We start from the raw sequence: 13,545 nt of genomic DNA on the forward strand, positions 1-13,545 counted from the left end.
GGTACGTGTCACGCGGGCCCGGGGTCACCGGGCGGCCACCACCGGGCACGGCTCGCGCGCGGCTCCCCGATGATGGGAGCCATGCGTGACTCGGTTCCCCCGCGTTTCCTCCTCGTCGGCGACAGCCAGACCATCGGCAAGGCCGGTGACCACACCTGGCGGTACCGGCTGTGGCGGCACCTGCGCCGCTGCCTGGGCGAGGACGGTTTCGCCTTCGTCGGCCCGCGCGAGGCCCTGTACGAGGCCGAAGCCGACGCGGCCGTCTCGTACGCGTACCCGGACGAGGACTTCCCGTCGCACGCCCGGCGGCACCTCGCGGGGTGGGGTGAGGGCTGGCAGCACATGGCGCCCCTCGTCGGGGACGCGGTGCGCGAGAGCGGCGCGGACGTGCTGCTCGTCGCGCTCGGCCTCATCGACCTCGGCTTCTACACCAACCCCGAGCAGACGGCGGACAACGCCCGCCGTTTCCTCACGGCGGCGCGCGAGGCACGGCCCGGGGTACGGGCCGTGGTGCTGCCCGTCGTGGCGAACGTACGGGCGCTGCGGGAGCCCGCGTTCGGTGCGCAGGTGGAGCGGTTCAACGAGCTGCTCGCCAAGCTCGTCGCCGACCTCGACTCGCCCGCTTCGCCGCTGCTCCTCGCGACGGCACCGGCGGACTGGGACCTGGCGCGCGACACGTACGACGGGACGCACCCGGGCCCGGCGGGCGAGCACAAGCTCGCCGCCGCCTTCGCCACGGCGCTCCATCAGGGCTGGGGCATCGGGGGACCGTATACGGGGGAGTGAAGGGGCCTGCGGGGGACCGGAGGGTACGGGCGCTGTCGGGGCGCCGCCGGGCCGGAGGCGCCCCGAGCCGGAGGCGCCGCCAAGCCGAGGGCGCCGTCAGGCCGAGGGCGTGGAGCGGTGCAGTCGGTCGAGGGCCAGGGCGAGTTGGAGGCGCAGGCGGCCCGCGGGCTCGCGGACGTTCCAGCCGAGGAGGCGCTCGGCGTGGGCGAGGCGTTCCTGAAGCGTCGAGTGGTGCACGGTGAGCGCGGCGGCGGCCGTGCGCAGGCTCGTGTGCGCGGCGACGGCGTGCAGGGTGAGGAGTGCCCAGGGCGCGGCTTCGTGGGCGCGGCGCAGTGCGGTCACGTCGGGGACGGGTGCGGTACGGGGGCCGACGGCGGCCGCGAGGACGCTCAGGCCGCCCAGTTCCTCGGCCCGTATCCAGCGGCTGCCCGGGTCGGCGGGCGTGCCCTCGGCCGTGAACCGCAGGGCGATGCGGGCCTGCGCGTAGGAGTACGGGAGGTCGAGCGGGGCGACGGCTGGCCCTATCCCTGTACGGGGCGTGTGCGGGACGCCTTCGGGGGCGTGGCCCTCGCGCCCAGCTCCCTCGTGCGCCGCGCTGTCGTGCGCCGCGCTGTCGTGCGCCCCGCTGTCGTGCGTGGCGTCGGCGACGTCGGCGGTGCCGTCCGCGCGGGCGAAGGCGCGGGCCAGGGGGCCGAGGCCCAGGCGGCGGGCGGCGAGTTCGCGGGCGGGGGCCGGGGCGTCCGCGTCGAGCAGTACCTCGACGGAGGCGGAGTCGCGCTCGGGCGGCCCGGGGATGACGGGGACGCGGCCGCGGGTGCGGTCGAGTGCGGCGCGTACGGCGGTCGCCGCGCGTTCGAGGACCATCGCGCCGACCGGCCCCGGCTCCCCCGGCCGTTCCAGCCACAGGACGCGCGGCCCGCCGGGGCCGAGCGGGACCCCGGGCCAGTCGGTGCCGGGCGGTACGGGGGTCCGGGCGGGGCCGTCGACGCGGCGGCCGTCCGGCTCGACCCGTATCCGTACGCCGTGCGCGGGGTCGGCGAGCCGCGCCGCGCTGCCCGCGAGTACGGCGGCGCCGCGCACGAGCGCCTCAAGACCGGCGCGCTCGGCGGTGAGCCGGTCGAAATAGGCGATGACCCGGACGGCTTCGCCGGCGTCCGGATCGAGAGCGGCGAGCCGCCCGGCGAGTTCTCTCATGCGGACATCGTCCCCGTTTGGCCGGTCTTGGGGAAGCCCTCGCCCTGCGGGGCGGGGCCGGGGAGGAGAGCGAGGTGCGGGTGGCGGCGGGTCCTCTCGGCGGACGGGCGTGGGTCCGTTCCCGTAAGCCCTCGCCGCACGCCGCCCACCGCACGCCGCACGCCGTCCGTGGCCCGCGACGGCCGCCCGCACTCGCGGTCCGCGCCGCGAGCCGGCCGCCGGAGGGGCCCATCCCCCACCGGCCGGTGTCAGCCCCTCACGTTCCCAGCAGCCTCCGCAGCCAGTCCGTGCGGGCCGCGCGGGCCGACTGGGAGAGGGCGGCCTGGGGTGCCATGCCGTCGAAGCCGTGGAAACCGCCGGGCCAGACGTGGAGTTCGGCCTGTACGCCGCAGGCCCACAGGCGGCTCGCGTAGGCGACGTCCTCGTCGCGGAAGGTCTCCGCCGAACCGACGTCGACGAACGCGGGCGGGAGCCCGGAGAGGTCGACGGCACGGGCGGGGGCCGCGTACGGCGAGACGTCGGGGCCACCGCGCCGCTCGCCGAGCAGCGCCGTCCAGCCGGTGTGGTTCGCCTCGCGGTCCCACACCCCGCTCCCGGCCAGCTGCACGGCGGACGGCGTGTCGTTGCGGTCGTCCAGCATCGGGCACATGAGGAGCTGGCCGAGGAGCGCCGGGCCGCCCCTGTCCCTGGCGAGGAGTGCGACCCCGGCCGCGAGACCGCCGCCCGCGCTGCCGCCGCCGATGATGATCCGCTCGGGGTCGAAGCCCAGTTCCGCGGCGTGTGCGGCGGTCCACACGAGGCCCGCGTAGCAGTCCTCGACCGGTGCGGGGTCGGGGTGTTCGGGGGCGAGCCGGTACTCCACCGACACGACGCCGATGCCGAGGCCGCTGCCCCACTCGTCGAGCAGTTGCGGCAGACCGATGAGCGCGTCGCCGAGGATCATGCCGCCGCCGTGCGTGTGGTAGAGCACGGGGATCGCGCCGGTGAGCCCGGCGGGGCGGCAGATGTAGAGGGTGACGTCGGGGGCGCCGGAGGGTCCGGGCACGCTCCGCTTCTCGACCTCGAAAGCGCCGTCCGCGCGCAGTTCTTCGAGCGTGGGCGAGGGGAAACCGAGGACAGACGCACGCGCGTGCGCGATCTCCTCCAGGGGCGGAATCCGCACCGGGCCGAGGGCTTCCAGGGCCGCGGCGAGTTCCGGGTCGAAGGGCGGCGGAGGGCCCAGCGGGGCGGGAGCGGTGAGCGGCGAGGACGTGGCGGCGGGCTCGGCGGGCGGGGTGGCCCCGGGCCCGGCGGCCGAAGGGACCTCGGAGTGTGCGGTCATACGAACGGCTCTCCCTACGACTTGCGACAGCGGAAGCGTCGGCGCGCGGTGCTCGGCGCGGCGCGTGGGGCCGGCGAGGGGGCCCGACCGCCTTCTGTCCCGCGCGGGCGGCCGGAACCCGTTCCGGACGTGCGCCAGAGTGCCGGGGCAGGAGCACCCTCGCGCAGGCGCCGTCCGGCGGGGATGCCCCGCCGGACGGCGGGGTGCCAGACCGGACGGGGGGTGCCAGGCCGGACGGCGGGTGCCAGGCCGGACGGCGGGTGCCAGGCCGGACGGCGGGTGCCAGGCCGCCAACCTGCCCGTACCCGTCGTCTGCCCACCTGCCGCGCCCGCACCGGCGCCACGGCCGCGTCGTCCCGCACCGGCGCCACGGCCGCGCCGCCCCGCACCGGCGCCACGGCCGCGCCGCCCCGCACCGACGCGACGGCCGCGCCCCGCACCGGCCCACATCCCCTCGCGAGCCCGGCGGCCGCCCCCCCTCCCCCGGCCCCGCGCCCGGCCCCGTCCCGCGCCCCCGCTCTCCGCACCCGCCGCGCGCGGAGAGCCGGCGTCTGGCCGTCTACCAGCGCCCCTCCACCTGCGGCGCGATCTCCCGCGCGTACAGCTCGCGGATCGCCGTCAGCCTCTCCTCGCTCAGCGGCGGCAGTTCGCCCGCCGCCGAGTTGGCACGGGCCTGCTCCGTGTTGCGCGCGCCGGGGATGACCGTCGTGACACCGGGCTGCTGGATGATCCAGCGCAGCGCGGTCTGCGCGGCGGTCGCGCCCTCCGGGGCGAGCGCCGCGAACTCGCGCGCGGCGGCGACACCGGTCGCGAAGTCGACCCCGGCGAAGGTCTCGCCCTGGTCGAACGCCTCGCCGTGGCGGTTGAAGGTGCGGTGGTCGTTGGCCGCGAAGGTCGTGTTCTCGGTGTACTTGCCGCTCAGCAGCCCCGAAGCGAGCGGCACGCGGGCGATGATCCCGACCCCGGCGGCGCGCGCGGCGGGCAGCACCTCGTCGAGCGGCTTCATCCGGAAGGGGTTGAGGATGATCTGCACGCTCGCGATGCCGGGCCGCTGGATCGCGGTGAGCGCCTCCGCGCACGTCTCGACGCTCACGCCGTACCCCGCGACGCGGTCCTCGGCGACGAGCGTGTCAAGGGCGTCGTACACCTCGTCGGAGGAGTAGACGGACGTCGGCGGGCAGTGCAGCTGGACGAGGTCGAGGCGGTCGACGCCGAGGTTGCGGCGCGAACGGTCGTTCCACGCACGGAAGTTGTCGAGTACGTAGTTCTCGGGGATCTGGTCGACGCGGCGGCCCATCTTCGTCGCGACCATGATCCCGGAGCCCGGGTGGTCCTTGAGGAAGGCGGCGATGGTCTGCTCGCTGCGACCGTCCCCGTACACGTCGGCGGTGTCGAAGAAGGTGACGCCGGAGTCGGCGGCGGCCTCCAGGACGGCATGCGCGTCCTTCTCGTCCACGTCGCCCCAGTCGGCGCCGAGCTGCCACGTCCCGAGGCCGACGACGGAGACGGAACGGCCGAGTTTGCTGAATTCACGCGATTCCATGCGGCCAGTGTGGCACCTCCGTGCGGAGGGCCACGGCCGTGAGCTGCGTCGATCGTGGGGGCCTTGGCCTGGCACGCGGACGTCGTTAATGTGCCTGCATGCCTCACACACTTGTCGTCGGTTACGACCCCGAGGGGATTCCCGGCGCGGACGGTCCCGCCCTGCGAGCGGCCCTCGACGCCGAACTCGCCCGCTTCGCCACGTACGGCATCACCGCCGACATGGTCCTCGTGGAGTACGACGAGCACGCCGAGGCGACTCTCACGAAGGCGCTCGCGAGCCGCGCGTGGGACGTCGTGGTCATCGGCGGCGGGCTGCGCAAGGCGGAACCGCTGCTGCCCCTCTTCGAAGCCGCCGTCAACCTCGTGCGCCGACATGCCCCGCAAGCGGCGATCGCCTTCAACACGAGCGGCGGCGACAGCGTGGAGGCGGCCCTGCGGCACCTGCCGGAGACCGGCGGCGAGCCCTCCCCGTGACGGCCGCCGAGCTGGTCGTCGACCTGCGCGGGCAAGTGGTCGCGTCACTGGACGACTTCTGGGACGCGGTACGGGAACCCTGCGGCCTGCCCACCTGGTTCGGCCGCAACCTCGACGCCTGGGCGGACACGATCGACGCGCGCGGTATCTCCGAGGTGATCGACCGCCACGACACGCTCACCGTCCACGTCGACCGCCGGGGCCTCTTCGCCGACGCCGACGCCCCGAAGGCACGCGCGCTGGCCGCGACGTTCGACGGCGTACGCAACCGCCTCGTCATCCACCCCTGACGCCCGGGCACCGCCACTCCCCCGCGACCGCGCGCAGAGCGCCTGCCCCGCGCCGAAGGGCCCGCGTCCCGACGGCTCCCGGAGCCGACACGGTCGGGGCACGGGCGGTCCTGGGAGCAGCGGCACGAAAGAGGCAGGGCGAGCGATCGCGAAGGCGCCGCATCGGAGCGGGCCAGGGCGAGGCCGCCCAGGTCGGCACGACGTCCTCGGCAGCGGCAAGCACGAAGACAGGGGCGCGAGCGGTGGCGGGCGCGCCGCACCCGGTCGAGCGGGGACACGCGACAGCCCCCTGGGGCGGCACGGGCGCCGTCAGGGGCGGCGAGCACGAAGACAGGGGCGTGAGCGGTGGCGAATGCGGCGAGTCGATCGAGCCGGGGCGGTGCCTCCTCCACGAGCGGCCGACAGGACGTGGCCCCTTGGCAGTAGGGGCGAGCACGGTGAGGTGACCGGGGCCGAGGCCGAGGCGCGGCGCCCAGGTAGGCGCGACAGCCTCGGCAGCGGCAGGCACGAGACCCGGGGCGCGAGCGGTGGCGGGCGCGCCGCACCCGGTCGAGCAGGGACACGCGACAGCCCCCCGGGGGCGGCACGAGCGCCGTCAGGGGCGGCGAGCACGAGACCCGGGGCGCGAGCGGTGGCGAATGTGCCGCACCACCCGGTCGAGCCGGGGCAAGCGACAGCCTCCTGGCGCGGCACGAGCGCTCTCAGGAGAGCGGCACGGGTGCCCTCAGGAGAAACGAACACGAAGACAGGGGCGTGAGCGGTCGCGCGTGCGCCCCACCCGGTCGAGCCGGGGCGATGGCACCCAGGAGCGGCACACGGACGGTCGTAGCGGAAGCCGACACGAAGGCCGCCGAGTGAACGGTCGCGGATACGGCGACCCGGACGGGCCGGGACCGCGGCCCCCAGGAACCGCCCGACAGCACGCCGCCCGAAACACCGCAAGCCGACCATATCCGCGCCGCCGGGGCCCCGAAGCGAAGGCGCAGGGAACGAGCGGTAGTTCGGGCAGGACGGGCTCCCGAGGTGCCAGCGGTCCGGAGCGAGCCGGGCCGCCCGTCCTCCGCGCAGGACTGTGGACGGGAGGCGGGCGCTCCTCCGGGCATACGCGGCAGCGCGGACGGCCCCGGGGGGGGGGACGAGCGCCGCACGGCGAGCACGGCGAGCACAGCGAGCACAGCGAGCACAGCGAGCACGGCGAGCGGGAGTCGATGTCGCGGGACGGCCTGGGCGTGCGAGTGTCCTGCGGCAGGGCGGGCCGCGGGGTCCGGCGATGCGTCGGGCTACCGCAACCTGCGGTGCGTCGGTCGACGGACTCCGCGTGCGTCGGGCTGCGAGCGGCGCGGCGGCGGGCGGCGCGCGAGGCGGGGGCGTCGGGGGAAGTCCCGGGCAGGGAACCGGCCCCCTGCCCCGCATGCCCCGAACACCCCGCACGGGCCGGGGGCGGAGCCCCGGGCAGAGGACCGGTCCGCCCGGGCGTGTTCCGAGGTGCCCCGCGCGTTAGCCTCGCTCTCCCTCTGGTCTCCCGTCCCAGCGCCAGCCGTTCGCGCGGATCGGCAGCCCGGGCAGGGAGGTGCGGCCCGTGGCCCAGCGCAGGGTGGGCCACGGTGGGGCGATGTCGCGCGGCACGTCGGGGAAGAGGCGGTCGAGTGCCCGGGCGGCGAGGGTCTCGGGCGGGGTCCACTCCAGGCCCAGGCCGCGTGCGAGGTCGTCGGTGTGCACGAGGGTCTCCACGATGCCCATCGCCGCGAATCCCGCCGCGTCCGCCCGGCCGAAGGTGTGGTGGGCGCGGACGTCGGGCGGCGCGACGCGGACAGCCGCCGCGAGCAGCCCGCCGCACGCGTCGATCACGCGCAGCAGCCCGGCGGGGCCGTGCGCGGGATCCGCGCGAATCGTGTTCGCGGGTCCGCCGGGCGTCGTGCTCTCCCAGCGGAAGGGCACGTCGTCGGCGGCGGGCGGGGCAGCGGGGGTGAGCTGGGCCGCGTAGGCGAAGAGGTCGTCGGCGAGGTGCTCGCCCGTCTCCCAGCAGCTCCAGGTCAGCGGTCCCGCGGGGACCGACCAGGACGCGGCGCTCCCGGTCACGGTGGCGGGCGCGAGCGCCGCGAGGGCACGCGCGACCGTCTCCCGTACGTCGTCGGCCCACCGGGCCCCCTCCGCCACGGCGGCACTCTCTCTCACTTCATCAACTCCCTGACGAGAACCGCTGATTTCTCCGCCTCGGCGAGCCAGCCCCCGTGCCCGCCCGGCAGCGGTACGGGGTCCAGGCCGAGCAGGGAGGCGAGCACGAGCGCCGGTTCGCGACAGAGCGCACCCCGCGTCTCCCGCCCGACGGCGAGCACGAGCCGGCCTTCGGCCGCCGGTCCGCGCAGCGCTTCGACATCGGGCAGCCACGATGTGAAGGAGCGCAATTCGTGCTCCAGGAAGTGCGGGCCGTTCGCGAACAGGCGTGCCGCGAGCGCTGGTTCGGGCTCCCACCGGTCGCCGCCCGCCCCGGCCCAGGCGGCGAACCGCGCCCCGGCGGGGCCCAGCCCCTCCCGTACGAACGTCTCGTGCACCGAGGCGATGAACGCCTTGTGCTCCTCGGCGCGCGGCAACAAGCCGAAAGCCGGGGGTTCTTGGGCGAGGACGCGACGCACGAGGCCGGGGCGCCTGGCGAGCAGGTCAAGGCCGACGAGCGCCCCGTCGCTGCCCCCGATCACGTCCGCGGGCCCGCCCCCGAGGTGCGCGACGAGTGCCGCCACGTCGTCCGCCTGCCGCTCCACGGTCTGCGTGCCGGGCGGCCCGTCGAGCACGCTGCGCGAGTACCCGCGCGGGTCGAGCGCGACGACGGTGTACGCGTCGGCCAGCAGCGGCGCGAAGCCGTCGTACACCCCGGCGTCTCCCCCGCCCCCGGGGAGCAGCACCAACAACGGCCCCCTGCCCCGTACTTCGTAGTGCAGCCGTGCGCCCGGCACGCGCAGCTCGCCGACCTGCGGCCGCCCGCTGTCACCCGCCCCGCCATCCGGGCCGTCGGGCCCGGGTCCGTACTTCCTCGTATGCATAGGCCGCGAGGTTACGGACCCGCTCCTCGCCACCGCGAACCCTTTTCGCCCACTCCCTCACGCGAGCCCCCCCTCCGACCGGCCGCCCCGGCCTCTCGCGAGACGTCATGCCCGCTCCCGCATCACCAAACCCACAAGCCACGCACAAGCCCCCGATCGGGTGAAACATCAGCGAACGGGAACTATGCCGCTCGCGCGGAAACAGCCCCTTGGGGCGGCATTCCCACCGGCCAGCTGCCCGCGCTCCGCCGACCGCCCCGACCCGCCGACCGCCCCGACCCGCCTCCGAACACCCCGTCGGCCTGCCGCCGAACGGCCTCTCACCCGCCCGCGCAGCGGCCTCCGGCCCGCCCCCGAACACCCTGCGGACCGGCCTCCTGGCACCGCCAACCCGCCGCGTAAACCCCCGAATTCGGTGGCCGCCACCCTCCCATCCGTGTTCCCCTCCCCGCATGGCTTCTCTCATCAGGCACGTGACCGTCGACTGCGCCGACCCCCACACGCTCGCCACCTTCTGGGCCGCAGTGCTCGACGCCTCGCTCGCCGAGGACGACTTCCCCGGCGACCCCGAGGCGACGGTGACCTCGGCGGGCACGGCGATGCTCTTCGTACGCGTCGACGAGCCCAAGACCACCAAGAACCGCTGGCACGTCGATCTCCAGCCGCAGGACCGCACGCGCGACGAGGAGGTGGAGCGGCTGCTCGCCATCGGCGCCACGCTCCACGAGGACCACCGGCGCACGGACGGCGGCGGCTGGGTGACGCTGCGGGACCCCGAGGGGAACGAGGTGTGCGTGGAACGGAGCGCGGCCGAACGCTGAGGTCGGGCGGGCAGCAAGGCCGAAGGAGCAGGCGAGGCGCCCGCGCGGTGGAAGGGACGCGCTGTGGAAGCGACGCGCGACGGAAGCGACGTGCCGTGGAAGCGACGCGCCGTGGAGGCCGTCTTTCGCTGGAGGCGAGGCCCGAGGGAAACGGCCGTGCGGTGGAGGGGGCGCGGGGGCCGGTCGGCGGACGGGGCACCCCTCGGTGGTAGGTCGCGGGGACGACGCGGTAGACGTGAGAGGGACAGCACAGCCGAGCCACAAGGATGTACGAGATGAGCCAGGAGCAGCGCACGCACCGCGCGATGCGGGTCGAGGCGCCCGACGGGGCCTTCACCGAGGCGCGGGTCGAGACCGGCGAGCCGGGGCCCGAGCAGGTGCGGATCGCCGTGGAGGCGTGCGGGGTGTGCCACTCCGACACGGCCGTCGTGAGCGGTGTCATGGGCAATCCCTTCCCTGTCACGACCGGGCACGAGATCGCCGGGCGGATCGACGCGCTCGGCTCGGAGGTCGACGGCTGGGCGGTCGGGGACCGGGTCGCGGTCGGGTGGTACGGCGGAAGTTGCGGGCACTGCGACGCCTGTCGTACCGGAGACGGAGTGCTCTGTCCCCAGGTGCAGATCCCCGGGCTCGCCTATCCGGGCGGGTACGCCGAGTCGGTGATCGTGCCCGCCGTCGCGCTGGCGGCGATCCCCGACGGGCTGAGCGCGGTCGACGCCGCGCCGCTCGCCTGCGCCGGGGTCACCGTGTACAACGCGCTGCGGCGGAGCGCGGCGCGAGCCGGGGACACGGTCGCGATCCTGGGGCTCGGCGGGCTCGGGCACCTCGGCGTGCAGTTCGCAGCGAAGATGGGATTCCGCACGGTCGCCATCGCCCGCGGGGCGGAGAAGGGCTCTCTCGCGACGGAGTTGGGGGCCGCGCAGTACATCGACAGCACCGCGCAGAATGTCGCGGCCGAACTCCAGGCGCTCGGCGGCGCGAAGGTCGTCCTCGCGACCGTCACCCAGGCCCAGGCGATGGCCGACGCCTTCGAGGGGCTCGGCCGTCGCGGCGAACTCATCATCGTCGGTGTCGCCCCCGAGCACCTCGACCTGACCGCCGCGCAGTTCGTGGACAAGGCCCGCCGTGTCTACGGCCACGCCTCCGGCATCGCCGTCGACACGCAGGACACGCTCCGCTTCGCGGCGGACACCGGCGTCCGCCCGTGGACGGAGGAACGCCCGCTCGCGGAGGCGGACGAGGCATTCGGCCGGATGCGGAGCGGTGAGGCGCGGTTCCGGATGGTCCTCACGGTGTGAGGAGGGGCGGCACGGTGGGGCGCGCGGCGCCGGCGGCGCGGTGCGGGCGCGCGCGAGACGCCGTACAGGTGGCGCTTCCCGCGCCGTACGGCCTGACGCGCCTCGCGCCGTACGCGCTCGCGTGACGCCGTACCGGCCGTCGCGCTCCGCGTCCTACGTGTTCCCGTGAGCCCGCAGCGGAGCGCACGCCCCTGTGGCCGTCCGGCCCCCGGCCCGCCCTCGCGCGGGTTCGCGCGACGAACCTGTTCGTTACAGGGAGCGGGCCCGGGGCCGACCCGGGCCAGTGACGGCGAGGTGAGACGAGCGAGGGACATGCACGGCGACGAGACCACGGACCCCGCGCCGCCAGGCCGCCAGGCCGCCACGCCGCCACGCCGCGCCGCCTCGCCCCGTACTGCCACGCCCCGTACCGCCCCCGTTCCGCCGCCCCCCGCAGCCGCCGCGAGCGCCCCGCGAAACCGGCCCTGAGCCGCTCGGGAATCGTCGCGGCGGCGATCCGCGTGATGGCAGCCGAAGGCCTCGGCAAGGTCACGATGCGGCGCCTCGCGAAGGAACTCGGCACCGGCCCCGCCTCGCTCTACGTGTACGTCGCGGGGACGACGGAACTGCACGCGGCGATCCTGGACGAACTCCTCGGCGAGGTGGAGGTCCCCGCCTCAGCCGACGTCCGCTGTGAGGACGACGAGGAGGACGAGGAGGACGCCGCAGGCTGGGAACGGCGGCTGATCGGCCCCCTCGGCTCGTACACCCTCCTCCTCTTCCGCTACCCCGGTCTCGCCCGCTCCGCGCTCGTCGCCCGCCCCAGCGGCCCGCACTACCTCGACCTCATCGAGCGCGTGCTCGCCCTCCTCGCCGAGGGCGGCGTGGCGCCCGACCGGGCGGCCTGGGGCGTGGACCTGCTCCTCCAGCACGCCACGGCGACGGCCGCCGAACAGACCGACCGCGACGAATCGCCGGTCGCCGACGAGGAGTGGCAGGCCGTCCGGCGCGCCGTCCACGGCGTCGACCCCGGCCGCCACCCCCACATCCACGTGGCCTCCTCGCGCCTCCTCTCCGGTACCCCGGACGCCCGCTTCACGTGGGCCTTCCGCGCCCTGCTCCACGGCATCAAGCACACCCCGGTGCCCTCGGACGATCCGTCTCACGACTGACGGCAGACAGCTGACAGCTGACAGCTGACGACTGACGACTGACAGCTGACGACTGACAGCTGACGACTGACAGCTGACAGCTGACAGCTGCCCCCCGGTCGGCCTTCGGACGGTGTACTCCGTCCTCCGTCGGACCGCGCCCGGCCACTCCCCTACCAAAGTCGTAGCCCCGTAGACCCCCGCACCTCGCGCCGCCGCACGGGGAGCCGGGAGGCTCGGAGCATGACGAAGGACGTGGGGAAACCGCGCGAGACGCCGCCGCCCGGCACCGGACTGCCGGAAGCGCGGGCGACCGGACCGGCAGAGGGACACGCAACCGGTGCGGAGGTGGGACCCGTGGCCGACAAGCCGAACGCGCACATGACCAGACCGTCGGACGCACACGTGACCGGATCATCGGACGCGCACGTGACCGGCCTGTCGGACGGACTGGTCCTCACCCTGCTGCTCGGAGCCGCTGTCGTGGGAGCGGCGGTCGGGGCGTGGGGGCTCGGGCCCCTGGCCCGGTGGTTGCTCGACGTACTGCCGGTGGTGCCGTTCCGCCTCGCGCTACGGTTCCTGGGTGCGATCGACGTGTGGTGGGAGATGCTGCTCGCCGGGGCGGCCGGTGCCCTCGTCCTGCTCGTCGTGACACTCGGCGCCCTGGAGAAACGCGGGGTGGCCTGACGACGCGCCGGAAGACCACGGACGCGCCGGGAGACCACCGAGGGCCGGGAGACCACGGAGGGGGCAGCGCCCCTCAGCCGGAACGGCACGCCCCCAGCCGGAACAGCGCACCCCTCAACCGGAGTGGTGGCGGCCCCGGTCCGCCACGGCGGCTCCGCTCACTTCCCCACGCGCCCGTCCGTCAACTCCCGTACCACGTCGAGGTGTCCTGCGTGCCGCGCGTACTCCTGGAGTACGTGGAAGAGAATCCACGACAGTGTCGGCGGCTCGGCCGGGGGCGGGAAGCGGCCGGTGGTCGCCGCGCGGTCCTGGAGGCCCGCCGCCGCGATGATCCGCCGTGAGTGCGCGCACTCCTGCGCGAAGAGCGCCCGGACCCGCGCCGGGGACTCGTCCTCGCCGACGCGCCACCGCCCCGATTCGGGGTCTGCGTCGCCCCACGCCGCGCGGTCGTCCATCTCCTCGCCGAGGAAACCCCAGCGCAGCCAACGCCGTTCGACGTACGCGAGGTGCTTGAGCAGTTCGAGCGGCGACCAGCCCGAGGGCAGCCTGCTTCCGCGCAATTCCGCCTCCGAGAGCCCGTCGAGCTTGGCGAGCACGGTGGCGCGGTAGTAGTCGAGATACCCGGCGAGCAGCTCGGCCGGATCGGCGAGCGACCGCGACGGCTCGACGGGCGTCTCGTGGACGCGGGCTTGTGGGTCCGGATGTACGTCGTCACTCATACGAGGCACGCTAGCCCGGCGTACGCCCCGGCACCGCCCGCACGCCCCGTTCGCTCCCGCACGCCCCGTTCACTCCCGTACGCGCCGTGCGACCCGTGCGCTCCGTCCCCTGCCCGTCGATGGCCCTCTGCGACGCCCGTAAAGCCCGGGCGTGCGGGGACGGTTCCCGCAGTGCGCGAGCGGCGCCACGCAAGCGGTACGCGAGCAGCCCGCCGCCCGTGCGCGAACAGCCGCCGCCCGTT

General features: G+C 75.4%; 13 protein-coding genes. 7 read left to right on the forward strand and 6 right to left on the reverse strand.

What is annotated here, in order from left to right:
- Positions 1-81 precede the first annotated feature (81 nt).
- Positions 82-786 carry a GDSL-type esterase/lipase family protein gene (locus ACQYWQ_RS12725; protein WP_431034568.1) on the forward strand — a complete coding sequence of 235 codons (705 nt, stop codon included), beginning with the start codon at positions 82-84 and terminating at the stop codon, positions 784-786.
- A gap of 96 nt (positions 787-882) precedes the next feature.
- On the opposite strand, the gene ACQYWQ_RS12730 is transcribed toward ACQYWQ_RS12725, so the two are convergent.
- The 3 genes from ACQYWQ_RS12730 to ACQYWQ_RS12740 all read right to left on the reverse strand — a co-directional run bounded on the left by ACQYWQ_RS12730 (position 883) and on the right by ACQYWQ_RS12740 (position 4,844).
- Complete coding sequence (locus ACQYWQ_RS12730) at positions 883-1,980, reverse strand: helix-turn-helix domain-containing protein (protein ID WP_431034570.1); 1,098 nt, start codon at positions 1,978-1,980, stop codon at positions 883-885.
- Between the two features lie 256 nt (positions 1,981-2,236).
- Positions 2,237-3,301 carry an alpha/beta hydrolase gene (locus ACQYWQ_RS12735; protein WP_431034572.1) on the reverse strand — a complete coding sequence of 355 codons (1,065 nt, stop codon included), beginning with the start codon at positions 3,299-3,301 and terminating at the stop codon, positions 2,237-2,239.
- 559 nt (positions 3,302-3,860) lie between these two features.
- Positions 3,861-4,844 carry an aldo/keto reductase gene (locus tag ACQYWQ_RS12740; RefSeq protein WP_431034573.1) on the reverse strand — a complete coding sequence of 328 codons (984 nt, stop codon included), beginning with the start codon at positions 4,842-4,844 and terminating at the stop codon, positions 3,861-3,863.
- A gap of 98 nt (positions 4,845-4,942) precedes the next feature.
- On the opposite strand from ACQYWQ_RS12740, the gene ACQYWQ_RS12745 reads away from it, so the two are divergent.
- Together ACQYWQ_RS12745 and ACQYWQ_RS12750 are read left to right on the forward strand one after the other, a co-directional pair.
- A complete protein-coding gene (locus tag ACQYWQ_RS12745; protein ID WP_431034575.1) occupies positions 4,943-5,320 on the forward strand; it encodes a hypothetical protein in 378 nt (125 codons plus the stop codon).
- The gene (locus tag ACQYWQ_RS12750) at positions 5,317-5,610 is read left to right on the forward strand and encodes a barstar family protein (RefSeq protein WP_431034576.1); all 294 of its coding nucleotides are present in this window, start codon (positions 5,317-5,319) and stop codon (positions 5,608-5,610) included. Before ACQYWQ_RS12745 ends, ACQYWQ_RS12750 begins: the two co-directional genes overlap by 4 nt.
- A 1,497-nt stretch (positions 5,611-7,107) precedes the next feature.
- Here the strand turns inward: ACQYWQ_RS12750 and ACQYWQ_RS12755 are convergent.
- Positions 7,108-7,785 carry a maleylpyruvate isomerase N-terminal domain-containing protein gene (locus tag ACQYWQ_RS12755; protein ID WP_431034577.1) on the reverse strand — a complete coding sequence of 226 codons (678 nt, stop codon included), beginning with the start codon at positions 7,783-7,785 and terminating at the stop codon, positions 7,108-7,110.
- On the reverse strand, positions 7,782-8,648 hold the full coding sequence (locus tag ACQYWQ_RS12760) for an alpha/beta fold hydrolase (protein ID WP_431034578.1): 867 nt from the start codon (positions 8,646-8,648) through the stop codon (positions 7,782-7,784). The genes ACQYWQ_RS12755 and ACQYWQ_RS12760 overlap by 4 nt, the downstream gene beginning before the upstream one ends.
- A 452-nt stretch (positions 8,649-9,100) precedes the next feature.
- Here ACQYWQ_RS12760 and ACQYWQ_RS12765 point away from each other — a divergent pair, with 452 nt between their 5' ends.
- The 4 genes from ACQYWQ_RS12765 (at position 9,101) to ACQYWQ_RS12780 (ending at position 12,584) form a co-directional block, all read left to right on the forward strand.
- Positions 9,101-9,469 (forward strand): VOC family protein, encoded by a 369-nt coding sequence (locus tag ACQYWQ_RS12765; protein ID WP_431034579.1) that lies wholly within the window; start codon positions 9,101-9,103, stop codon positions 9,467-9,469.
- Between the two features lie 275 nt (positions 9,470-9,744).
- Positions 9,745-10,767 (forward strand): alcohol dehydrogenase catalytic domain-containing protein, encoded by a 1,023-nt coding sequence (locus ACQYWQ_RS12770; protein WP_431034580.1) that lies wholly within the window; start codon positions 9,745-9,747, stop codon positions 10,765-10,767.
- Between the two features lie 503 nt (positions 10,768-11,270).
- Positions 11,271-11,918 carry a TetR/AcrR family transcriptional regulator gene (locus tag ACQYWQ_RS12775; protein ID WP_431034581.1) on the forward strand — a complete coding sequence of 216 codons (648 nt, stop codon included), beginning with the start codon at positions 11,271-11,273 and terminating at the stop codon, positions 11,916-11,918.
- Between the two features lie 336 nt (positions 11,919-12,254).
- Positions 12,255-12,584 carry a YqeB family protein gene (locus ACQYWQ_RS12780; RefSeq protein WP_431034582.1) on the forward strand — a complete coding sequence of 110 codons (330 nt, stop codon included), beginning with the start codon at positions 12,255-12,257 and terminating at the stop codon, positions 12,582-12,584.
- A gap of 158 nt (positions 12,585-12,742) precedes the next feature.
- Here the strand turns inward: ACQYWQ_RS12780 and ACQYWQ_RS12785 are convergent, their stop codons facing one another.
- Positions 12,743-13,303, reverse strand: coding sequence for a DinB family protein (locus ACQYWQ_RS12785; protein ID WP_431034583.1), 561 nt, complete (start codon positions 13,301-13,303; stop codon positions 12,743-12,745).
- Positions 13,304-13,545: the final 242 nt, after the last annotated feature.

Source organism: Streptomyces sp. P6-2-1 (assembly GCF_050613165.1).
Taxonomy (GTDB): domain Bacteria; phylum Actinomycetota; class Actinomycetes; order Streptomycetales; family Streptomycetaceae; genus Streptomyces.

Coding starts and splice junctions, on each gene's coding strand:
- ACQYWQ_RS12725 (WP_431034568.1), top strand. CDS start 82: ATGCGTGACTCGGTTCCCCCGCGTTTCCTCCTCGTCGGCGACAGCCAG.
- ACQYWQ_RS12730 (WP_431034570.1), bottom strand. CDS start 1,980: ATGAGAGAACTCGCCGGGCGGCTCGCCGCTCTCGATCCGGACGCCGGC.
- ACQYWQ_RS12735 (WP_431034572.1), bottom strand. CDS start 3,301: ATGACCGCACACTCCGAGGTCCCTTCGGCCGCCGGGCCCGGGGCCACC.
- ACQYWQ_RS12740 (WP_431034573.1), bottom strand. CDS start 4,844: ATGGAATCGCGTGAATTCAGCAAACTCGGCCGTTCCGTCTCCGTCGTC.
- ACQYWQ_RS12745 (WP_431034575.1), top strand. CDS start 4,943: ATGCCTCACACACTTGTCGTCGGTTACGACCCCGAGGGGATTCCCGGC.
- ACQYWQ_RS12760 (WP_431034578.1), bottom strand. CDS start 8,648: ATGCATACGAGGAAGTACGGACCCGGGCCCGACGGCCCGGATGGCGGG.
- ACQYWQ_RS12765 (WP_431034579.1), top strand. CDS start 9,101: ATGGCTTCTCTCATCAGGCACGTGACCGTCGACTGCGCCGACCCCCAC.
- ACQYWQ_RS12770 (WP_431034580.1), top strand. CDS start 9,745: ATGAGCCAGGAGCAGCGCACGCACCGCGCGATGCGGGTCGAGGCGCCC.
- ACQYWQ_RS12775 (WP_431034581.1), top strand. CDS start 11,271: ATGGCAGCCGAAGGCCTCGGCAAGGTCACGATGCGGCGCCTCGCGAAG.
- ACQYWQ_RS12785 (WP_431034583.1), bottom strand. CDS start 13,303: ATGAGTGACGACGTACATCCGGACCCACAAGCCCGCGTCCACGAGACG.